Genomic DNA, 21,310 nt, shown 5'->3' with positions numbered 1-21,310 from the left:
ACGGACTGTTAAATAAACGCACTGTCATATAAACAGTAGCATTTATACGCCATCATGGTAGATAGAACGCCTAAACTAAAAACTTTGCTTTACTGCGCCGTCTGCGCATTATCGTCGCCGAAGTTGACACTTGGTGCAGTCGATATTTCTTTTTCATTGGCAACGCTAAAGTTTGGTTTGGCGTCCATGCCAAATACTTTGGCCGTAATATTGGTTGGGAACTGACGCACGGTAGTGTTATAACCTTGAACTTCTTGGATATAACGGTTACGCGCCACCGTAATACGGTTTTCTGTACCTTCCAGCTGCGCCTGCAAATCTTGGAACAAAGCATCAGATTTTAGCTCAGGATAGCGCTCAGAAACCGCCATCAAACGCGATAGCGCGCCAGTCATCTGATCTTGGGCAGCCGCATAGCGCTCCATTGCTTCAGGGTCATTGAGCAGCTCTGGCGTGACTGTAATACCGCCCGCTTGTGAACGTGCTGCCGCGACTTGAGTAAATACTTCTTGCTCTTGCTTAGCGTATTGCTGCACGACTTTGACCAGGTTTGGCACCAAGTCCGAACGACGCTGATATTGGTTGACCACTTCTGACCAAGCCGCGGTGACCTGCTCATCTTGCGCCTGCAAATTGTTATAGCCACAACCGCTCAAACCAACAGTAGATGTCGCTAATACTGCTGATAGCAACATAGGTTTTAAAAAAGATTTACGCGTCATCGTTGACTCTCCTAATGATAAATAACAAACAAAACGTTTTTTAATCGCTTTTTTAATGTTAACCACTTATATGCACTTATATTTTATCGCCTACTGGATTTTATAACCGACAGTTTCGCAGCTAACCGTTTCATGGCGTGAATACCGCAGCAGCAATATATTGTGCTAATAATGGCGCTATACCGTCACTTTTACAATTCATCGTTACCAAAACACAACCTCAAAGCAGCGTTTATCGTAGGGCTGTGGCGCATTTTAGGAATTTAGTACTGCTGTTAGCGCGCCTGTCTTTTAAGCCCCCATTAACGGTTAATTAAAAAGTATTGGCCAATACAAGATAAATAGAAGATTTTTTGACCTTGTATAGGCAATCAAGCGAAGAAAACCATTTATAAATGAACGCCCTTATAAAGAAAATTCTAGTAATTGCCTAAAAAATATGGCAAATTGCAGTTACGTAGCCGTACGGTTTGAATACATTTGGTAGTGGACTTATAAGAATTTTGGTACTAGCTGCGTGTCAATGTCGCATCAAAAAGGATTGATAAACGACTAATGACTGCTCTATTACCTTACTCTACCATGTAAGTGTAGCCAGCTGATATGACTCATAAAAAGTTAAGTGCCATCTTCTCGCTTACTGAGATGATGGTTATTTATATTATAACCGCCTGTTTTATCCACTGGTTTATTTTAAGCGCTTTACATAAAAGCAGCCTTAATAAACTATCAACGCTGATAAGCGGTTGCATACGCTCATTATTGTTCATAAACCAGACGGATAACAGCAGACAACTACAGTCCATCCTTAGTGGCTAAGCGCGTATGAAACTTAATCTGTAAGGAGGATTTCTACCGCAGTTAAGTGCATGCAGATTATTTGAGTGGTTGGTTTTAATAAGGATATTAAAGCTGGTCTACTCTTAGCATCATCATATATAGCCACTTTGAGACAGTACTAGGAATATACATATGGAAGGTTTAGTCGATTTAGTAAACGGAATTATCTGGAGCCCAGCATTGGTTTATCTCTGCTTGGGCGCAGGTTTATTTTATTCCATCATGACGCGCTTCGTACAAGTACGTTTATTCGGGGAAATGATTACCTTACTTTTTACCGGTAAATCAAGTGCACAGGGTATTTCATCATTTCAGGCACTCGCCGTATCTCTAGCAGGGCGTGTGGGTATGGGTAACATCGCTGGGGTCGCCGCCGCTATTGGTTTCGGTGGTCCTGGTGCAGTATTTTGGATGTGGGTTGTGGCTTTCTTAGGCGCATCTACCGCTTATGTCGAAGCAACCCTTGCACAGATTTATAAAGAAAAAGACGTCATCACTGGCGAATACCGCGGCGGTCCAGCTTACTATTTTGAGCGCGCCCTTGGTCAACGCTGGTATGGCATTCTTTTTGCCGTCGCGTCTATCTTAGCTTGCGGTATGTTCTTACCGGGCGTGCAGGCGAACGGCGTTATCAGCGCGTTTGCCCAAGTCATGGGTGAAGGCACGCCGATGAATATCATGGGCTTAGAAGTTGGCTCTATGCGCTTGGTCGGTCTTGCTATCATTTTGGTCATCTTAGGTACTATTATCTTTGGTGGTATCAAACGTATCGCAACCTTTACCGAGTATGCTGTTCCTTTTATGGCTCTTGGTTATATTGGCCTTGCACTCGTCATTATGTTTACCAATTACCAGATGATTCCAGAAGTCTTTGGTTTGATTATCAGTGATGCGTTTACCGCACAAGCAGGCTTTGGTGCTGCTATCGGTTGGGGTGTCAAACGTGGTATTTACTCTAACGAAGCGGGTCAAGGTACAGGTCCTCACGCTGCGGCGGCCGCGGAAGTTGAGCATCCATCACAGCAAGGTTTGGTACAAGCATTCTCAGTGTATGTTGATACCCTACTAGTCTGTTCTGCGACTGCGTTTATGATCATCACCATGGGTACTTATAATATCCAAGGTACACTACCTGACGGTCAATTCATCGTACAAAACGTCGCGGCTGGTGTTGAGATCAACTCGCCTGCCTTTACGCAGATGGCAATGGAAACCATGTACGGTCAATTTGGTAATATCTTTATTGCCGTTGCGGTCTTCTTCTTTGCCTTTACCACCATCTTGGCGTACTACTATATCGCTGAAGTAAACGTGGCTTACTTGACGCGCTTTATCAGTCGCGGCGCTAATAGAACTGGTCTATTCTTAGTTAAAATCTTAATCATGGTAATGGTTGCCTACGGTGGTCTTAACTCTGCAGGCTACATTTGGGATATCGGTGATATCGGCGTAGGCCTAATGGCGTGGTTAAATATCGTTGGTATTTTGGTTATCTTTATTGTCGCGCGTCCAACGCTTACTATGCTTAGGGATTATGAAGCACAGCGTAAAGCAGGCGTGAAGCACTATACCTTTGATCCAGCAAAATTCGGTATCAAAAATGCGCCGTATTGGGAAGAGCGTCATCTAAAGCAGCAACAAAGAATGGCAGCTCAAGACCCATTACATAAAGAACATCTATAGTTTACTGAGCTATAATGTTATCTAAGCAGTATTGATGACACTACAAGCATCGATAAAACAAAAAGCCTGAGGCAATGGTTTCAGGCTTTTTTATTGGGCGATTTATTTCAAAATCGTTACAGAGTGAGTGAAAAGCAATATCGATACAACACGCACTGCTGATATCAATTTTTCTTGCTTGCTGTGCCTGCGCAGACAGAGGCTACAAAAAATTGATATCAGCAATACCGTAGCGTTTTTAGAATATCTTGACTATACAGGGTGACTGGGATAAATTTTTCATCAGTCAGCAAACATAAAAAAGCCTAGCTTTATAGCTAGGCTTTTGGCATTTTAAAGTAAGATTGGTGTGAATCGCTGAGCCTTATTTAGGCAATAAAACTGTATCAATTACATGAACTACGCCGTTGGTTGCCATCATATCGGTACCAACGATGTTTGCAGTGTTGCCACTGGCATCAGTAATCACGTTAGCATCACTAATAGAGATGGTTTGACCGTTTGCCGTGTCGATAGCGGTACCATAAGGAATATCAGCAGCTTTGACCACCATCGGCACGACATGATACGTCAATACGCTAGTTAGCAACTCTTTATTACCGAGCAATTCCTCTTTAGTGACGTTTAGTTTGGTCAACAAAGCAGCAAAAGCATCATCGGTTGGGGCGAATACCGTGTACTGACCTTCTGCCATCATCATGTCATCAAGCTCAGCCGCTTGCAGCGCTTCGGTTAGGATGGTTAGATTCTCATTACCAGCAGCCATCTCACCGATACTTTGCGTCGCTGCTGCATCTACAGGCATCGCATCATTAGACTCAGCCACTGCTTCAGCTGGCATATCTGTAGTAGTTTCTGGCTCAACGGCTACGTCAGTAGTTGCGGCTGGCTCAACTGGCTCAGTAACGGCTTCTTTATCGTTACAGGCCGCCAATGACATGGCAGCGGTAACGACAGCGATAGATAATAAATTCTTTTTTAACATAGGTCATTCCTTTGAAATAACGGGTTTATAGATGGTGTTTTTTAATTTTAGAACGGTTTTAGTTTTGGAACTTTTAAATTTAGATACTGATATAAACACGGATAAATAAAAGTTTCTAGATGAAAATGCCGGTAAATGAGTGATAAGTTAGGTAATATCACTCAATGTCTACTATCTTAGCTGATTATTTTTTGCTTACTGCTGACTTAGGTAGCAACACTGTATCGATCACGTATAGCGTCCCATTGCTAGGCTAAAAAAGAATATTAAGTTTATAACCTAGCAATAGTTATATATCATTTGAATCTGCCTACTACCTAAGCAAATAATTTGTCGCTCTTTTACTGCTTATTTAAGCAACAAGATTATTTAGGCGGTAGGTTATTTAGGCAGCAACACTCTATCAATCACATGTATCACACCATTACTCGCCGCGATATCTGTTTTTAAAATCTTGGTAGTACGACCATTTTCATCCATTAATCGGCCTTGTGGTGTAATCACCAGCGTGTCATTACTAAGCATAGTGTAATTACCCGGTCTGACATGCTTTTGATAAACAGGCGTATTACCTTTAAGCACATGATAGGTCAAGATTTTAGTCAACAACGGCTTGTTGGAAAACAGCTCAGCTTTGGTCATGCCGGTTTCTTGTAACGCTTGCACAAAAGCGGCATTGGTCGGAGCCAGTATCGTGTAGCTAGCACTGGTATCGGTCAGCGCGCCTGCCAAACCTGCTGCTTGCAAGGCTTCTACTAGTAGTGAGAAATCAGGATTACTTTGAGCAATCTGTACCACGTTCATATTGGCAGTTGGTTGGCTGTGCATGGGCGCTGTTGTGGCAGGGCTTTTGGTTGGCATCATATTATTACAAGCGCTAAGGCCTGCAATTGAAAGGGCTAAGGTGCCAAGAGTGGCGATTTTGATCAGTTTCATAACATTGTCCTTAATGATTGAATGACTGCATGGTTTAATAAATGAATAGTTTACTGATTACAATTTATTGATTTTTATTACGGTCTTACGGTCAGATTGTCTTTCCTTAAAATCCTTGCCTATTCCGTTTTTAATTCTTAATTGCTAACCACTCTCAAATAAAAACCATTAACAGTTACTAATAAGCATTGCTTATGAAACGCCAATCCTTCTGAAATTAAATTAACATATCGCAAAGCATTATAAACTTGCGTTTAGGCTAATTTTTGTAGCTTACGTGTAAACCAAAGCAGTTTAATAAAACCTCGTATAAATAGCTGCTTTATAAATACAAATCAAAGCTTTAGGTAATCGTCTACTGAAATGATATTCATTTGTTCCAAGCGGCGTTATGCAATAGAATTTGTTATAACTGTATTTTTAATTTGGTACTTTTAATAGTGTGCTAGCTTTTAATACCATGCTCATTTCGTGCACCGATAGTTGGTCATAGTAATCCATTTTTGTTATTTTCAAATACGATGCCGTCAGTGATAGTGCCGAAATGGAATAAGCGGAATAAGCACAATCCCGCGAGTAATAGCCGTTTCGTGCTAGAATAATCCAGATTTGCTTATCGATTTTTAAGCCACCTTTTTATCAATACTATTGTTTTATATAGCCTATTTTATAAGTAGCTAACTTAGTAAGCTCGCCCTAAAAACTTTGAACACTTTATCTTCTTTCTTTTCTTATCTTAACTCTAATAAGCAGCGCTCCTATGACTCAAACCACCACCCCACCGACCTGTTCTCATAATCATACTGGTGTCATCAATACCAATACAGCCAATGCCACCAATGTATCAAGCACGGCTAGTGACTTTATTTTGACGCCGCCTGCTGTATTTCCTTATAAAGCGCAGCAGTTAACCGCGCGCGCTCGTATTACTGAGCAGCTGGCGGCGCGGATTATGATGTTAGATGGCGCGATGGGCACCCATATTCAGACCTTTAAGTTAGAGGAAGCCGATTATCGCGGCGAGCGTTTTGCCGATATTGAGCAAGATGTACGCGGTAATAACGATTTGTTGGTGCTCACGCAGCCGCAGATGATTAAAGAGATTCATAGCGCGCACCTAAAAGCAGGTGCCGATATCATTGAAACCAATAGCTTTAACGGTACGCGCCTATCGATGGCCGACTACGACATGCAGCACCTCGTGCCTGAGCTCAATAAAACCGCTGCGAGAATTGCCCGCGAAGCTGCTGATGAATACACCGCTAAGACCCCAGAAAAGCCGCGCTTTGTGGCAGGCGTTATTGGGCCGACGTCGCGCACCTGTTCATTATCCCCTGACGTCAATGACCCCGCCTTTCGGAATATCACCTTTGATGAGTTGGTGCTTAATTACCGTGAGGCGACGCTGGCCTTGATAGAAGGCGGCGTCGATATCCTGTTAATCGAGACCATTTTTGATACGCTAAATGCTAAGGCTGCAATCTTTGCCGTCACGGGCGTGTTCGACGATATTGGTTTTGAATTACCGATTATGATTTCTGGGACAATTACCGATGCGTCTGGTCGGACGCTTTCAGGCCAAACGGCTGAGGCATTTTATAACTCGATTCGCCATGCCAAGCCCTTATCTGTTGGCTTTAACTGTGCGCTTGGTGCTGATGCGCTGCGTCCACATATTCAAACGCTGTCAAATATCGCCGATACTTATGTCTCCGCCCATCCAAATGCGGGTTTGCCCAATGAATTTGGTGAGTATGACGAAACACCGGAGCAAACGGCTGCCCTGCTCGAAGGCTTTGCCAAAGCTGGCATTCTAAATATCGTCGGCGGCTGCTGCGGTACTACGCCTGAACATATTCGCCTGATTGCGGAGATGGTCGCCAATTACCCACCGCGCGTGATACCTGAAATCCCTCCTGCTTGCCGCTTGTCAGGACTTGAGCCATTTACCATTACCCCTGAAAGCTTATTCGTTAACGTCGGTGAGCGTACCAACGTGACGGGCTCAAAGAAATTCCTACGCTTGATTAAAACTGAAGCCTATACTGAAGCGCTCGATGTCGCCCGTGATCAAGTCGAAGGTGGCGCGCAAATCGTCGATATCAATATGGACGAGGGCATGCTCGACTCCAAACAGGCGATGATTCACTTCGTCAATTTGGTCTCTGGTGAGCCGGATATCAGCCGCGTGCCCTTGATGATTGACTCCTCTAAATGGGACATTATCGAAGAAGGACTTAAACGCATTCAAGGTAAATCCGTTGTCAACTCTATCTCATTAAAAGAAGGCTATGATGAGTTCGTCGAACGCGCCAAGCTTTGTATGCGCTATGGCGCAGCGGTCATCGTCATGGCTTTTGATGAGGACGGTCAGGCCGATACCTATGAGCGCAAAATCGAGATTTGTCAGCGCAGTTATGATGTCTTGGTCAATGAAGTCGGCTTCCCTAGCGAGGATATCATCTTTGACCCAAATATCTTTGCGGTTGCAACCGGTATTACCGAGCATAATAATTACGGCGCTGACTTTATCAATGCCACCAAATGGATAACCGATAACCTGCCAAACGCCATGGTATCGGGCGGTGTATCGAACGTGTCGTTTAGTTTCCGTGGCAACCCGATTCGTGAAGCCATCAATTCAGTATTTCTATACCATGCAATTCAAAACGGCTTAACCATGGGTATCGTCAATCCAGCTATGCTGGAGGTTTATGATGACATTCCCGAGGAAGCTCGCGACGCCATCGAAGATGTGATGCTCAACCGCAATCAAGGCGAAAGTGGTCAAGAGGCGACCGAACGCTTGATGACCATCGCTGAAAGCTATCAAGATGGTGGGAAGAAAAAAGACAGCACCGTCGATATGTCATGGCGCGAAGGCACGGTCGAGGAGCGTATTGCCCATGCGCTAGTGAAAGGTATCACAACCTTTATCGATGCCGATACCAAAGAGGCGTGGGAGAAATACCCCAAGCCACTAGAAGTCATCGAAGGGCCATTAATGGATGGCATGAATATCGTCGGCGATTTATTTGGCGCAGGTAAAATGTTCTTACCACAAGTGGTAAAATCTGCCCGCGTGATGAAACAATCGGTTGCCTGGCTCAACCCGTATATCGAAGCGGAAAAAGTCGAGGGCGAAAAGAAAGGTAAAATCCTCATGGCAACGGTCAAAGGTGATGTCCATGATATCGGTAAAAACATCGTCGGCGTGGTCCTTGGCTGTAACGGCTATGAAATCCTCGATCTCGGCGTGATGGTACCCTGTGAAAAAATTCTTGATACCGCGCTTGCAGAAGAAGTTGATATCATCGGTTTGTCAGGTCTGATCACCCCAAGTCTCGATGAGATGGTCTACGTCGCCAAGCAAATGCAAGAACGCGGCATGACCCTACCCTTAATGATTGGCGGCGCAACAACTTCTAAAGCGCATACCGCAGTCAAAGTAGAGCCTCAATACCAAAACGATGCGGTTATTTATGTATCAGACGCTTCACGCTCAGTTGGCGTCGTGACAAAGCTACTATCCAAAGAGCACCGTCAAGGCCTGATTGATGAGACGCGTGAAGAGTACATCAAAGTACGTGAGCGACTTGCCAAACGTCAGCCGAAAGCGGCGAAAATATCTTATGCTGAGTCGATTGAGCTTGGCTTTCAGTACGATTGGGACAACTATGTACCGCCAGTGCCAAATAAACTTGGCCAGGTTATACTCGATGATTACCCGATTACCAATATATTGCCTTATATCGACTGGACACCGTTCTTTATCTCTTGGGGCTTGGCGGGTAAATACCCAAAAATCTTGCAAGATGATGTCGTTGGCGAAGCGGCGCGTGATTTGTTTGATAATGCCAATGACTTGATGCAAAAGATGATTGATGAGAAGTTAATCGTCGCCAAAGGCGTCTTTAAGCTCATGCCAGCCCGTCGCACGGGTGCCGATACCGTCACCGTCTATGACAAAGCACCGACTGAGGGCGGCACAGCAGAATATCAATTTGAGCATTTGCGTCAACAGTCAGATAAAGCCAGCGGCAAGCCAAACTTTAGCTTGGCAGACTTTATCTCGCCATCAGATGCGCATACCGATTATCTTGGCGGTTTTACCGTCTCTATCGTGGGCACAGAGGCGCTTGCTGAACAGTACAAAGCAGCTGGTGACGACTATAATGCCATCATGACCCAAGCCTTATCTGACCGCTTAGCGGAAGCCTTTGCCGAACATTTACATGAGCTCATACGTAAAGAGTACTGGGGTTATCAGGCTGACGAGAATCTAACCAATGACGAGATGATCAAAGAAAAATACGTCGGTATCCGTCCTGCGCCTGGCTACCCTGCTTGCCCTGAGCATACCGAAAAAGGCAAGTTATTTGAGTGGATTGGTACGGGCGATGCTATCGGTACTAAGCTCACCGAAAGCTATGCGATGTGGCCTGCGTCATCGGTCAGCGGTTTTTACTACTCGCATCCTGAGAGTGAATACTTTAACGTCGGTAAAATCAGCAGCGATCAGTTAGAGAGTTATGCTGAGCGTAAAGGTTGGGATATCAAGACTGCTGAGAAGTGGCTGAATCCGAATTTATAAGAAAACTCATTTAAATATAACGTTTAATCATACCGCCATACCTCCTATCTCATTTAATAAAGATTCTATAGGAGATGTGGCGGTATTTTTTTATGTCCACTTTTTATCTGCTGACATTTAGCACTAACGTTACTTACTGACCTTTTTAACATATCAAAAGGAATAAATGCTTTTTATAGTTGGATTGATGGAAAATGTTTGTTATATTCATAAAAAAACATTTATATATAATAAAAATTAAATACTTTAAAAAAGAAGGGACAAGGACGTCGTTTGTATAGCCGCCAAGATTTTACATTTTTCATTCAAGGAGAGATAAAAAATGAAATCATTTAAATTAGCATTATTAGCCATCACTACTTCTCTGCTCTTACAAGGATGTAATGATGATTCCGATTCCTATCAGCCACCTTCACAGCCACCTGATATTAAATCTGAAATGACAGGACTTTGGACTAGCAATGATACCGAAAGTGATCTTTTGGCTCTAGCTTTCTTCGAAGATGGTTCTTATATTCATGTAGAGGTAGAAAACAAGCCTGAACCTCTATTAAGACAAGCTTTTACAATCCAGTCAGGAAACGTTGCAAATGATGGCATGGAGTGGGGGAAATATACTATAGACAATAAAACAGGAGCATTGAAGGTTAATCAAATTTTCGATGATAATGGTGAAAACGGTCTATCAGAAAACCTGACTCAGTATATTTCAGTATCTGAAGGGATACTTACCATTCAGATTGATGAGAATAATAATGGCGTTATAGATAGCAATGAGTCTTTCAGTTTCTCAAAAGCTAAAAATGACGGATATTTAGGAATTTGGAGAGGCGAGGAAACAGAGGACGAGTTAGAGTCGGTTGCTTTTTTTGAAGATGGTACTTATATTCAGCTTAAAGTTGATGCAGAAAAATCATTAGATAACCCAGAAAACGGTATGGAGTGGGGTAATTATACCGTTGACGCTAACACGGATAGATTGGAAACCAGTCAAATCTTTGATGATAATGGTATCTCAGGATTTTCAGAACCTCTTACACGCTACCTTAAAGCATCTAGTGGCGAACTTACACTTGACGTTGATGAGAATCAGAATGGCGTTATAGATGAAAATGAATCCTTTGATTTTTCGAAAAACAGACCTATTGTAATGCCAACGTCTAAAAAACTTATAGGGCTTTGGGAAAATAAAGATACTAGCAATGATTTATTAGCGTTAGCATTCTTTGATGACGGCACCTATGTTCATATGGAAGTTGACGAAAGGCCACCTTTTGACAACCCTAATAATGAGAAGTCTGGTATGGAATGGGGTAGATTTACTTTAAATGATAAAACAGGAGAATTAAAAGTAAATCAGATTTTCGATAATAATGGCGACACTGGATTATCAGATATTCTTATCCGATACGCTCGAATATCTGGTGACACCCTGACTCTGGAAGTTGATGAAAATAGAAATGGTGCAATAGATAATGATGAGTCTTTTAAATTCGAAAAGGCCAAGTCTGAAAAAATAGTAGGACTTTGGAGAAATAAAGACACTAACAATGAGCTATTGGCATTAGCATTTTTCGATGATGGCACCTATGTTCACATGGAAGTCGACAATGCACCACCTTTCGATAATATGGATAACGAAATATCCGGTATGGAGTGGGGAAACTATACTATCAATGGCATAACAGGAGCATTAACAGTTAATCAAATACTAGATAACAATGGTAGTACTGGATTGTCAGATGCTCTATCTCGGTATGTAAGAGTAAATGATAAACGACTGACGCTTGAAGTTGATGAAAATAAGAATGGCATCATAGACGATGATGAGTTTTTCCATTTTCAGCGCCAGTAATGATCAAAACCAATTGTAATTTTGAAAGTAAAGTTTAGCCACTTTAATAAGTGGCTAAACTCTTTGAGTCATTAATATTCATTATTTACCTTCCCTCGCCGACACTTTTCAGAACAATAAGTCACCTGCTCCCAATCCCTCTCCCACTTTTTGCGCCACGTAAACGGTCGCTGGCAAACAGGGCAGATTTTTTGCGGTAGGTTTACTTTTTTGTGCGCCATGATATTTACCTTTACATTAAAAATTTTTTACCGACCCCAAATCGGTGAGCGCACGACGCCGCCTGTTTTACTGCTAATCGCGTAACTTGAATGGCCAGCTAAAGAATGAATCACCAAACTGCTACCACTTTGACCGCTTACTTGCGAAAGCTTTGTGGGATAGACAGCATACTGTGCAGAAGGCGACAGACGCGCGGGCTCATCAAGTCCTGTCTCTGCTAGATTAACCACTTGCCTTGTAGCCAGTGTCATGACCGCCGCCTTACGACCATTAAGATAGGCTAAATACTGTCCATTCAAGCTCAGTTGCGGGCTGGCTGCATAGCCTGCGGTCGGTATCAATGTCGCCTTACCGGTAGCAAAGTGATAGCGATAAATACTGGGACGACCAGCGCGCACTTTGTCGCTGGTATAGACAAAGCTTTGCCCGTCGCTTGCGTAGCTTGGCTGCACTTCCGTGCTCGCTAAGGTCGTAAGCTGTTTGGTATGACCGTCACTTAAGCGCATCTCATAGATATCAGCATTGCCGCCGACGGTTGAGCTATAAAGCAGTTTTTGCCCGTCAGGCGAAAATGAGGCTGATAAGTTACTGCCTTCGGCATTGACGATTAGATTTTGGGTGTTGCTGTTGCGATCATAAATATAAATCTTGGGAAACTGGCGCGCGACTTGTTTGCTATAGACGAGCATTTGACCATCGGTAGACCACGCTGGCGCATAGATATAACCATTAAGCTGATCTAACAATTGGCGGTCGCTACCATCAGGACGAATACTATATAGCGTTGATATCTTTGCAGCGCCTGCTCCCTGCTCTTCAACATAAGCGATGCGCCCTTGCCGATCTATCGCTGGCATGCGCGCCGTTAGCGGATTACTCGCACTTGTATCAATAGGTGTTTTGGTTGCATGATTCGCTTTAGGCATCGTACTTGGCAACGTTTGACAGCCCGTTAATAGACCAAAAGCCGTTATCGCCGTGATGCCAGTTATTGTGCGTAGGTTGACAGATGATTTTTCTCCAAATATTTCTAACATAAATGACATCCAATAAAATGCTGATAAATACAAAATGAGAGTTTTGATAAGGTTAAAAAGTTGATGGCATAAGAAATATCTTAATGGCTTAAACATTTGACCTTAGCGACTTATGACAGTGTAGCGGAAAGCGTCACTAATTTTAGATAAAAAAATGCCCCACTGTTTAGTGAGGCATTTTTAAATGGTCAGATTTTAAAACGTTTATATTAAACGATTAACTTATTTAGAAACGGCTTTAAAATGAGCCACTTGATTGCTATTAGTAATCGTCAAGATAGGCGTGTTATTGGCATTCTTATTAATGCTATATTTACCTTGTACCGTTGCAAGTGTCGTCGTATCAAAGCTGGCTTGTGGCTCAGGGCATGCCATCATCGTTGATAAAACATTACCGAGTACGACATTGCCATTTACCACACTATAGTTGGCACCCATATTATTGCAGGTATTGATAAAGCTCACGCGGTCATTACCGTTATCTTTAAAGAAATTAAGTGTCAATGGTTTGCTTGGATCAAAGAATAATTGGCTGACTTTATCGCCGTTAGTGCGCTTAGCATCGACAAGCTGCCAGTTATACGCTTGTAGGGCGTCAACAGTAATTGGCTGGGTCACAGGCGCGGTCACGCTAGGTGTGGTTTGGCAGCCGGCCGCCGCAAGGGTACCAACTGCAAGGGTGGCAGCCATCATCATTTTAGTCATGTTTTTCATATAAACTCCTAGAGGTTTCAAATATAAAAATGTAAAGGTAAAAAGTATTGTTTTTATCATATTAAGCAGCATTCGCTAAGGTTAATGTGTCATGATTAATTTGCTCTGCTTAATATGTTTTATCGTTAGTCTAAACAGTGCAGCTATTATGCCCATTTTTCATAAGCCTGTCATGATAGATTGAGTACCAATTACCGCTATATTTGTTCTACTTTATAGCTTTTTTGCTAACACACCTTGTTACAATACCCATTCCCTGCTAGTACTGCAGTTAAAAATACTCTTTAGACCACTGAGTTTGTCATTTCACCATTAAATACTTTTTATTTTTACCTAAGAATTAACATCGGATTTAATTGGGAGTTGCGGCCTTTTGTTGTTGCAAAGCGGCATAACCTGCCAAACGTTTACGTTCCGTCTCATTAAATAATTGCTGCTCTATTTGATTGATTTGGGTTTGCGCTTGCGCCTTATCAGCATTTTGACTTAACAACTGCTGTTTTTGGGCTTGATACTGCTTAAAACGCTGATCAAAATGAGCATCTTGTTGATCGACCTGCGCAAGCCTTGCTGCTGCTGGCGCGCCAACCAACTCACGGCGCATATTGTATAACTCTTCAGCCGTTGCACCCTTTGCTTGTAGCTGCTCTGTACGACTGATTAACTCCTCCAAATTGGCCTGCTGAGCGATATTGGCTTTGGTCGCATTATCAGGCATACGGCTAATATAATCTTGCTTTGCTGCTTCTTTTTGGGCGTCGGACATTTGCTTATCTTGGTTAATTTTTACCATCGCAATACTATAATCATCGTATGCATCTTCTGCGCCAAAAAAGGCGGTTATAGTAGCTTTATCAAAGTGCTGCTGACGTAATTTTGCGACATCTTGCCGCTGCTGCGCCACCACATTTAAATCCAGCTCGCCATTTTTGGTCGCCTGTAGTTGCAGATTGCCATAACGTTTTTCTATAGCAGGAATTGCTTTAAGATAGGCGATATACTGGTTAAATATCTTCATCGCTTGGCTAGCTGCAGGCTCTGGCGTATGACTGCGGATATAACTCTCCACCCGCGCATAAATAACCGCTTCATCCTCTTCGCCTAGCGCCGATAAAAAGTAATCAAATAAACGCCGTAGCCCTTCGGTGACGACCAACTGTTTGTTTTCATCAATGATAATCTCACCGTCGACCTCCGTCCCTTGCAAGGAGCGCGGTAGATTCTCAAGACCTGTGGTAAATTGAGAAGCGTCTTGCTTGGATAATGTGCCAACATTATTATTAACATTCGCCTCGTCTATGATGCTGGCATTAGCTTGACTATTCAGCGCTGTAGCCTCTGTTTGAGAAGAAGATTTACCAGCATTATCGGGCTTAAACCACCAAATAGTCGCCACAACTAAAACGATTATCACGGCGATAATAATGAGCAAAAATGGTGGACGGCGATTAGTTGGCATAACGACACTATCTTATTTAATCAAGCGGTTGATAAGGAATTTACTATTCATAAAATGGCACAAAATAAAAGGGCCCGTTACATAGTGACCCTTTTATTTAAAAGCGGTTAATTTGCTAACTTATAAATGAGCTCTAAAACAAGCTTTAAAAAATAGCTTTATAAGTTGGCTTTTTTCAGGCGGTTAACCTGATCGCGATACAAGGTTTTAGGGTCTGGCTGTCCCCATGCCGTCAAGCCTAATACTTGATTTGATGAATCTAAATGGTTCATTTCATAGTCATCACGAATCACGTAGCCTAAACGGCTAGAGCAAGCAGAAACCAAACCATCATTGCTCTCACCATCAAAGGTGGTCCCAGTCAATGCTAAGAGATAATCACTGGGATCTAAGCCATTGGTCACTTGACCGATACCGCTAAAAGAGTAGTACTTGATACCGTTGACTTCAGTATTGGTAGGTTGACCACAATAACTGCTAGGCATAGCGGCTGGAAACTTGGCATTAAACTTCGCCGAAGATGCAGTAGATAGCGCCGTTACCGCCTCCCAGCCATCTTGCTCTTGTATCTCTTTAAAGCTGATACCTGAGCCGACGTCCATAAAGCCACCAACGAACTTAAAGAAGCCTAAAGCAATCTGAGAGCCTACGTTAAATTCACCTTCAGCATAGCCACTATTCGCGCTACCTTCCACGACTTGCTTAATAACCCAGTCGGCCATTTTTGAGCCTTGCTCGGGACTTGAAACCGCGGTCACAGAGGCAACGTAATTAGGCGCCACACCAGCGACATAACGAATATCGATACCGCCCATACTGTGACCAAATAAATTTACTTTGGGTTTACCTGAAATCGCTGTAATGGTTTTGATTTGTTGTAGCAATTGCTCACCGCGCACTTCACTGTTATTAACAGCGGAGGTCTTAGTGCTATAAACCTCACTGCCACCTGCCATCAAGGTTTCAGGAATGCCATAAAAGTAGTCAAGCACGCCAAACAGCTTCGTCCAGCCGCCAAGCCCATGCGCCATTACGACAGGATATTTGGTATCAGTATGTTTTGAGGTGAAAAATTTGCTATCGACCATTTTACAGCCGGTGGCATTGGCGCAATTATAAAATTGTCCCGCTGCTTGAGCAGAAGTGGTTTGTAAGGTCATGAGGAGCACACCGGCAGCAATAGCGCCAAGTGAAGGTAGAAAGGCACTGGGCATTATGGCAGCGCGCAGGCGAGATTTTAGAGTCATAACAACATCCTTGTTATTGTAAAATAAAAGCGTGAAGCCACTTTTATGTGGCTTATCTTTAACGTTTATTTTTTCACGCTTAGCTATTGCATCCTGCAGTAAGCGCTAAAAATCGTTGCCAATTCATTTAGCAAACAAAATTACCATACTTCTATCATCTACAACATTCAACTGTTTTTTGATATATGAGTCATATTTCCATGACTTTATAGTCACGTATCTACATATAGATAAGCTGAAACAGCTAATATCACTATAACGCTAGGGTTGATAAATGTGTACAAAGTTGCTAAGGGTTAGCAGAACAGCGACGCTTGCATTTATGGTATAATTGCCTACCTAAATTCTATAACTATAAGTACGACTATGATGACCAAAAAATCCCTTATCCAATCTCCTGAAGCCATAGAAAAAATGCGCGTGGCTGGTAAACTTGCCAGTGATGTCCTTGTAATGCTCGACGAGCACGTCAAAGTTGGCGTCAGTACCGAAGCATTGAACCAAATCGCTCATGACTATATTGTTAACGTGCAAGACGCGATTCCTGCGCCGCTTAATTATAACGGCTTCCCAAAATCTATCTGTACCTCAGTCAATCATGTGGTTTGTCACGGTATTCCAGCCGACAATAAACTGCTAAAAGATGGTGATATCATCAATATCGATGTCACCGTGATTAAAGACGGCTATTACGGTGACACTTCGAAAATGTGGATTGTCGGCAATGGCTCTATCATGGCGCAGCGTATCTGCAAAGTGGCGCAAGATGCCCTTTATGCCGGTATGAGTGTGGTCAAAAACGGCGCGCGCTTGGGCGATGTCGGTGCGGCTATTCAAGAAGTGGTCGAGCCTGAGCGCTTTAGTATCGTGCGCGAGTTTTGTGGTCACGGTATCAGTAATGAATTTCATCACGAGCCGCAAGTCATGCACTATGGTAAAAAAGGCACAGGCTTTGAGCTAAAAACGGGCATGACTTTTACCATTGAGCCGATGATTAATCAAGGCACGTGGCAGACCAAGATTTTGCCGGACGAATGGACGGCGATTACTAAAGACCGCAAGCTGTCAGCACAGTGGGAACATACCATGGTGGTGACGGACAATGGCTGTGAAGTCTTTACCACACGCCCCGAAGAAGACTTAAGCTTTTTGACCCAATAATACGTAAAAAGATCGCCTAGGCGGTCTTTTTTTTGCCTGAAAATTCAGGCATATTGGCGGTGCTATTTTTTGTTTTTCAGCGTGATATTTGCATTCACCCATTTTTTTAGCGCCTCTATTTACAACCTCTTAATCGGATACCCTTCATGTTTACTTGCGATGTCGCGACCATTGATTTGACACCTATACCTCTATTATCAGACCATGGCACTACCACTGATAGCGCGACGTCGTTCAGTAATCGCGAGCACAGTATTTCCGAACAGAGTATTGCTGAATGGCTAATTCAAATCAATGACGATATCAGCCGCGAGCTGGAACGCGGCGTCAATATTCGCCAATTGGTAGCAGCTCGTGCTTGCGTCATCGATGAATTACTCATTGCGTTGTTCAAATGGTTTGAGCTTGATAAAACGGACTTAGCCTTATTTGCCACTGGCGGTTATGGGCGCGGTGAGCTGTCGTTATATTCAGATGTCGATATTTTGCTGCTAACGCCATACGAGATTGCGGCTGATAATAAAGAGAAAATCGATAATTTAGTGGCACTATTGTGGGATATTGGACTTGAGCCCGCTCTATCAGTACGCAGCGTCAACGAATGCTTGGAGGCGGCGCTCGACCACACCGTTGCCAGTGCTTTGTTAGAAGCACGGTTGTTAGTCGGCAATGAAGCGCTGCAAGAAGTACCCCATAAAATCGTCAATACCCAGTGGTCGCCACGTGATTTTTATGAGGTGAAAATCGCTGAAGCAAAAGCGCGTTATTTGCAGCACAATGCCACTGAGTACAATCTTGAGCCTAACATTAAAACGGCGCCCGGTGGTCTGCGTGACATTCATATAATTGGTTGGGTGACCAAACGCTACTTTCGCGTCAGTAAGCTTTATGACTTGGTACAGCAAAACTTTTTGACCGAAAAAGAGTTCGATGAGCTTAACTTTGCCGAAGGTTATTTATGGCAAATCCGCCATTATTTGCATGAGCTGACTGGGCGCAATGAAAACAAGCTGCTGTTTGATTATCAGCGTGAAATTGCGCAAATGATGGGCTATGAGACGCAGCCTGGCGACCAACCAAATGCCGCCGTTGAGCGCTTTATGCGCGATTATTATCGCTGTGCTATGCAGATATCGACGCTATCTGAGATGCTGACCAATCATTATTATGAGACCATTATCGAGCCGCAACTGCCGGATGAAGAACGACCAAAAAAACATCCGATTAACGCTCGCTTTAACCGAGTCGGCGAACAGATTGCAATATCGCATCATCGCGTCTTTGCTCAACATCCTGAGGCGATTTTAGAGATGTTTTTGCTGATGGGTCAATACGGTATCAAAAACGTCCGTACCCATACCTTGCGTGCGTTAAAAATAGCGGCGCGCGGCATCGATCAAGCGTATAGAGACAACCCGTCGCATCAAGCGCTGTTTTTAGCCAATTTAAAAGAGCAAAACTATCTATTTCATCGCCTGCGTACTATGAATCGTTACGGCGTTTTGGGCAGCTATATCCCAGCTTTTGCGCAAGTGACTGGGCTCATGCAGTACGATTTATTCCATCGTTATACCGTTGATGCGCATACGTTATTTTTGATTCGTATTTTGCACCGCTTTACCGATCCGCGCTTTTTTGAGGACTTTCCACTGGTCAGCTCTATCTTTCAGCGTATCGAGCGCAAAGAGATTTTGGTGTTGGCGGCGATGTTTCATGATATTGCCAAAGGCCGCGGCGGCAATCATAGCCAGCTTGGCGAAACAGAAGCGATTGAGTTTTGTCTTGCTCATGGCATGAGTGCTGCGGACGCGCATTTGGTCGGCTGGTTGACGCGCTATCATCTGCTGATGTCGATGACAGCGCAGAAGAAAGACATCTCCGACCCAGAAGTGGTGACGCTGTTTGCCGATTTGGTCGGCAACGTCACCCATTTAAACCATCTGTACGTGCTGACGGTTGCCGATATGAATGCCACCAATCCCCAGCTTTGGAACAGCTGGCGCGCGACTTTGATGAAGCAGCTGTATTCACAAACACGGCGTATCCTGCGCGCTGATATTGACGCCCCGACCAACCGCCAAGACATGATTAAAGCCACGCGCAAACAGGCGCTGGCGATGCTTGATAATGTCGATAATCAGCATATGAATCGCGATGAGGTTTTAAGGCTATGGGACGACTTGGGCGATGAGTATTTTTTGCGCGAGATTGCAGAAGATATCTTGTGGCATACCGAAGCCATTTTAAACCATCCGCCCATCGGCCGCGCCTCCGATGCCAATAGCCAACCCTTAGTTGTGTTACGTGAGCATCGCGAGCTGGCACTTGATGCGGTGCAAGTGTTTGTTTATACGCAAGATCAGGTCAATTTATTTGCCGTTACCATGGCGGTATTTGACCAGATGAATCTCGATGTTTTGGATGCTCGCATCATTACCGCAACGCGTGATTTTGCTTTAGATTCTTACGTGCTACTCGACCGCAGCGGTACGCTATTGGTTGATACAGACAGCCAACAAGAGCTTAAACAGCGCTTAATCGACGCCTTTAAAAATCCGACGGTGCCTAAGCTTACCAATAGAAGAATGCCGCGCCAGTTGCGCCATTTCGATGTCGCTACGACGATTCACTTTGAGTTTAATGAAGCCTCAAATCAGCATATCATGAGCTTAGAGACGCTTGATCAACCAGGCTTACTTGCCCGCGTTGGTCAGGTATTTTTACAACAACAAATTGAAGTACATGCCGCCCGTATTACCACGTTAGGCGAGCGCGCAGAAGATATGTTTTATATCAGCGATCAAAACGATCAGGCATTGTCGGCAGATAAACTTGAGACATTAAAGGCCGCATTGATAGCAAGCCTGAGCATTCGTAACGATGGTTAATTGCTATATGACTGGTTATGTTAGAAGTTAATCGTTAGAAGCTAAATTATAAATACGAAAAACGCTTTATCGTTAACCTTCAACGATAAAGCGTTTTTTTAAGACAAAATATCAACGATAGCTTTTGACCAAATATTTATAAGCTACTTATATTAAACGCATACTTTATATGACGCTTTTATAGACCATCTCGCTTGCCATTTCTTTAAGCTCCTCATCGGCAAGCTCCAACGGCAAAATCTCTGCTTCTACCTGCTGCTGCCCAAGCATCAAGCGCCCAGCGTCTACCTCTCTTTGTAGCAGACGATGCAAACTGGCCAAATGAAATTCGCCGTCGTAGTACTCAAAGATTTGCTGTAAGGAAATCGGGGCTTTGGCATGCACATCATTGTAAAGCGTATCAGCGGCCAAAATGGTCATCTCGTTAAGCGCTTCTTCACGCAAGACATCGACTTGATTAATCTTATTTTGTAAATGCGTGGCCATACGCCCCTTAAAGCCCAACATGACGATAAAAATCAGCGTCTGTACCACAAACAAACCCATGTACTGCCATAAAGGCAATGAGATGTTTGACAGTTTGCTCAGGAGCATAAGCACCATCGCCACCACCACATAGCTGACCAATTGCCAAAGCAGCCACATCATAAAGCTGTTATCGCCAAACCAAAACATCTGCCGCTCTTTTAACAGCGTCAACTGCTGCCGCGCCTGCCACCAATTATGCTCGCGCTGCTTTAGCTGCTCGTATAGCTCAACACGCTGGTTACCCTCAAATTGTTGCACATTGATATCTTTAGCGCCACGCTCATCGGTTTTTAAAACACTAGACATATCAAGTTTCCTTAAATAATCTGACGTTTTCACGAACAGTTATTTTTTGCTTGGTTAACAAATGACGCTATTTTAATTTTATCTATACTTAATCGTATGATTAAAATTGGCCAATCTCAATAGGGGTTACCGT

General features: G+C 43.5%; 14 protein-coding genes. 5 read left to right on the top strand and 9 right to left on the bottom strand.

Annotated elements, in window-relative coordinates:
• Nucleotides 1-89 precede the first annotated feature (89 nt).
• Entirely contained in the window at nucleotides 90-722 is a 633-nt protein-coding gene (locus ACPEGP_RS11715) for a LemA family protein (RefSeq protein ID WP_144296370.1), read from the bottom strand.
• A 972-nt stretch (nucleotides 723-1,694) separates the two neighbouring features.
• On the opposite strand from ACPEGP_RS11715, the gene ACPEGP_RS11710 reads away from it, so the two are divergent.
• Nucleotides 1,695-3,245, top strand: coding sequence for an alanine/glycine:cation symporter family protein (locus tag ACPEGP_RS11710; protein ID WP_193030099.1), 1,551 nt, complete (start codon nucleotides 1,695-1,697; stop codon nucleotides 3,243-3,245).
• A 364-nt stretch (nucleotides 3,246-3,609) separates the two neighbouring features.
• On the opposite strand, the gene ACPEGP_RS11705 is transcribed toward ACPEGP_RS11710, so the two are convergent.
• Nucleotides 3,610-4,230 carry a fasciclin domain-containing protein gene (locus ACPEGP_RS11705; protein WP_191691664.1) on the bottom strand — a complete coding sequence of 207 codons (621 nt, stop codon included), beginning with the start codon at nucleotides 4,228-4,230 and terminating at the stop codon, nucleotides 3,610-3,612.
• A 381-nt stretch (nucleotides 4,231-4,611) separates the two neighbouring features.
• On the bottom strand, nucleotides 4,612-5,166 hold the full coding sequence (locus ACPEGP_RS11700) for a fasciclin domain-containing protein (protein ID WP_191691662.1): 555 nt from the start codon (nucleotides 5,164-5,166) through the stop codon (nucleotides 4,612-4,614).
• A gap of 952 nt (nucleotides 5,167-6,118) precedes the next feature.
• Here ACPEGP_RS11700 and metH point away from each other — a divergent pair.
• Nucleotides 6,119-9,760, top strand: a complete 3,642-nt coding sequence (metH, locus tag ACPEGP_RS11695) for a methionine synthase (RefSeq protein ID WP_423814284.1) — start codon at nucleotides 6,119-6,121, stop codon at nucleotides 9,758-9,760.
• A gap of 322 nt (nucleotides 9,761-10,082) precedes the next feature.
• Nucleotides 10,083-11,615, top strand: a complete 1,533-nt coding sequence (locus ACPEGP_RS11690; protein ID WP_068408553.1) for a hypothetical protein — start codon at nucleotides 10,083-10,085, stop codon at nucleotides 11,613-11,615.
• Between the two features lie 71 nt (nucleotides 11,616-11,686).
• Here ACPEGP_RS11690 and ACPEGP_RS11685 read toward each other — a convergent pair whose 3' ends face one another.
• The 5 genes from ACPEGP_RS11685 to ACPEGP_RS11665 form a co-directional block, all read right to left on the bottom strand.
• Nucleotides 11,687-11,836: a DUF2256 domain-containing protein gene (locus ACPEGP_RS11685; protein WP_082894404.1), complete on the bottom strand. Its 150-nt coding sequence runs from the start codon at nucleotides 11,834-11,836 to the stop codon at nucleotides 11,687-11,689.
• Nucleotides 11,837-11,863: 27 nt separating this feature from the next.
• The gene (locus ACPEGP_RS11680) at nucleotides 11,864-12,874 is read right to left on the bottom strand and encodes a Xaa-Pro aminopeptidase (protein ID WP_423813522.1); all 1,011 of its coding nucleotides are present in this window, start codon (nucleotides 12,872-12,874) and stop codon (nucleotides 11,864-11,866) included.
• Nucleotides 12,875-13,096: 222 nt separating this feature from the next.
• On the bottom strand, nucleotides 13,097-13,588 hold the full coding sequence (locus tag ACPEGP_RS11675; protein WP_423813521.1) for an META domain-containing protein: 492 nt from the start codon (nucleotides 13,586-13,588) through the stop codon (nucleotides 13,097-13,099).
• 352 nt (nucleotides 13,589-13,940) lie between these two features.
• A complete protein-coding gene (locus ACPEGP_RS11670; protein WP_423813520.1) occupies nucleotides 13,941-15,047 on the bottom strand; it encodes a lipase secretion chaperone in 1,107 nt (368 codons plus the stop codon).
• A 158-nt stretch (nucleotides 15,048-15,205) separates the two neighbouring features.
• Nucleotides 15,206-16,294 (bottom strand): esterase/lipase family protein, encoded by a 1,089-nt coding sequence (locus ACPEGP_RS11665; RefSeq protein WP_102076911.1) that lies wholly within the window; start codon nucleotides 16,292-16,294, stop codon nucleotides 15,206-15,208.
• 369 nt (nucleotides 16,295-16,663) lie between these two features.
• Here ACPEGP_RS11665 and map point away from each other — a divergent pair, with 369 nt between their 5' ends.
• Nucleotides 16,664-17,455: a type I methionyl aminopeptidase gene (gene map, locus ACPEGP_RS11660; protein WP_423814283.1), complete on the top strand. Its 792-nt coding sequence runs from the start codon at nucleotides 16,664-16,666 to the stop codon at nucleotides 17,453-17,455.
• A 146-nt stretch (nucleotides 17,456-17,601) separates the two neighbouring features.
• Nucleotides 17,602-20,343: a [protein-PII] uridylyltransferase gene (gene glnD, locus ACPEGP_RS11655; RefSeq protein WP_423813519.1), complete on the top strand. Its 2,742-nt coding sequence runs from the start codon at nucleotides 17,602-17,604 to the stop codon at nucleotides 20,341-20,343.
• 165 nt (nucleotides 20,344-20,508) lie between these two features.
• Here the strand turns inward: glnD and ACPEGP_RS11650 are convergent, their stop codons facing one another.
• The gene (locus ACPEGP_RS11650) at nucleotides 20,509-21,177 is read right to left on the bottom strand and encodes a hypothetical protein (protein ID WP_423813518.1); all 669 of its coding nucleotides are present in this window, start codon (nucleotides 21,175-21,177) and stop codon (nucleotides 20,509-20,511) included.
• Between the last annotated feature and the right edge of the window lie 133 nt (nucleotides 21,178-21,310).

The sequence above is a fragment of the Psychrobacter sp. 219-2-C genome (genome assembly GCF_049560815.1).
Taxonomy (GTDB): domain Bacteria; phylum Pseudomonadota; class Gammaproteobacteria; order Pseudomonadales; family Moraxellaceae; genus Psychrobacter; species Psychrobacter faecalis.
Note: the sequence above shows the minus strand (reverse complement) of the source record. Positions and strands in the feature narration are given on the sequence as shown.

Excerpts from the sequence above, each read along its gene's own strand:
- ACPEGP_RS11715 (WP_144296370.1), bottom strand. The coding sequence starts at position 722 with ATGACGCGTAAATCTTTTTTAAAACCTATGTTGCTATCAGCAGTATTA.
- ACPEGP_RS11710 (WP_193030099.1), top strand. The coding sequence starts at position 1,695 with ATGGAAGGTTTAGTCGATTTAGTAAACGGAATTATCTGGAGCCCAGCA.
- ACPEGP_RS11705 (WP_191691664.1), bottom strand. The coding sequence starts at position 4,230 with ATGTTAAAAAAGAATTTATTATCTATCGCTGTCGTTACCGCTGCCATG.
- ACPEGP_RS11700 (WP_191691662.1), bottom strand. The coding sequence starts at position 5,166 with ATGAAACTGATCAAAATCGCCACTCTTGGCACCTTAGCCCTTTCAATT.
- metH (WP_423814284.1), top strand. The coding sequence starts at position 6,119 with ATGATGTTAGATGGCGCGATGGGCACCCATATTCAGACCTTTAAGTTA.
- ACPEGP_RS11690 (WP_068408553.1), top strand. The coding sequence starts at position 10,083 with ATGAAATCATTTAAATTAGCATTATTAGCCATCACTACTTCTCTGCTC.
- ACPEGP_RS11685 (WP_082894404.1), bottom strand. The coding sequence starts at position 11,836 with ATGGCGCACAAAAAAGTAAACCTACCGCAAAAAATCTGCCCTGTTTGC.
- ACPEGP_RS11680 (WP_423813522.1), bottom strand. The coding sequence starts at position 12,874 with ATGTTAGAAATATTTGGAGAAAAATCATCTGTCAACCTACGCACAATA.
- ACPEGP_RS11675 (WP_423813521.1), bottom strand. The coding sequence starts at position 13,588 with ATGAAAAACATGACTAAAATGATGATGGCTGCCACCCTTGCAGTTGGT.
- ACPEGP_RS11670 (WP_423813520.1), bottom strand. The coding sequence starts at position 15,047 with ATGCCAACTAATCGCCGTCCACCATTTTTGCTCATTATTATCGCCGTG.
- ACPEGP_RS11665 (WP_102076911.1), bottom strand. The coding sequence starts at position 16,294 with ATGACTCTAAAATCTCGCCTGCGCGCTGCCATAATGCCCAGTGCCTTT.
- map (WP_423814283.1), top strand. The coding sequence starts at position 16,664 with ATGACCAAAAAATCCCTTATCCAATCTCCTGAAGCCATAGAAAAAATG.
- glnD (WP_423813519.1), top strand. The coding sequence starts at position 17,602 with ATGTTTACTTGCGATGTCGCGACCATTGATTTGACACCTATACCTCTA.
- ACPEGP_RS11650 (WP_423813518.1), bottom strand. The coding sequence starts at position 21,177 with ATGTCTAGTGTTTTAAAAACCGATGAGCGTGGCGCTAAAGATATCAAT.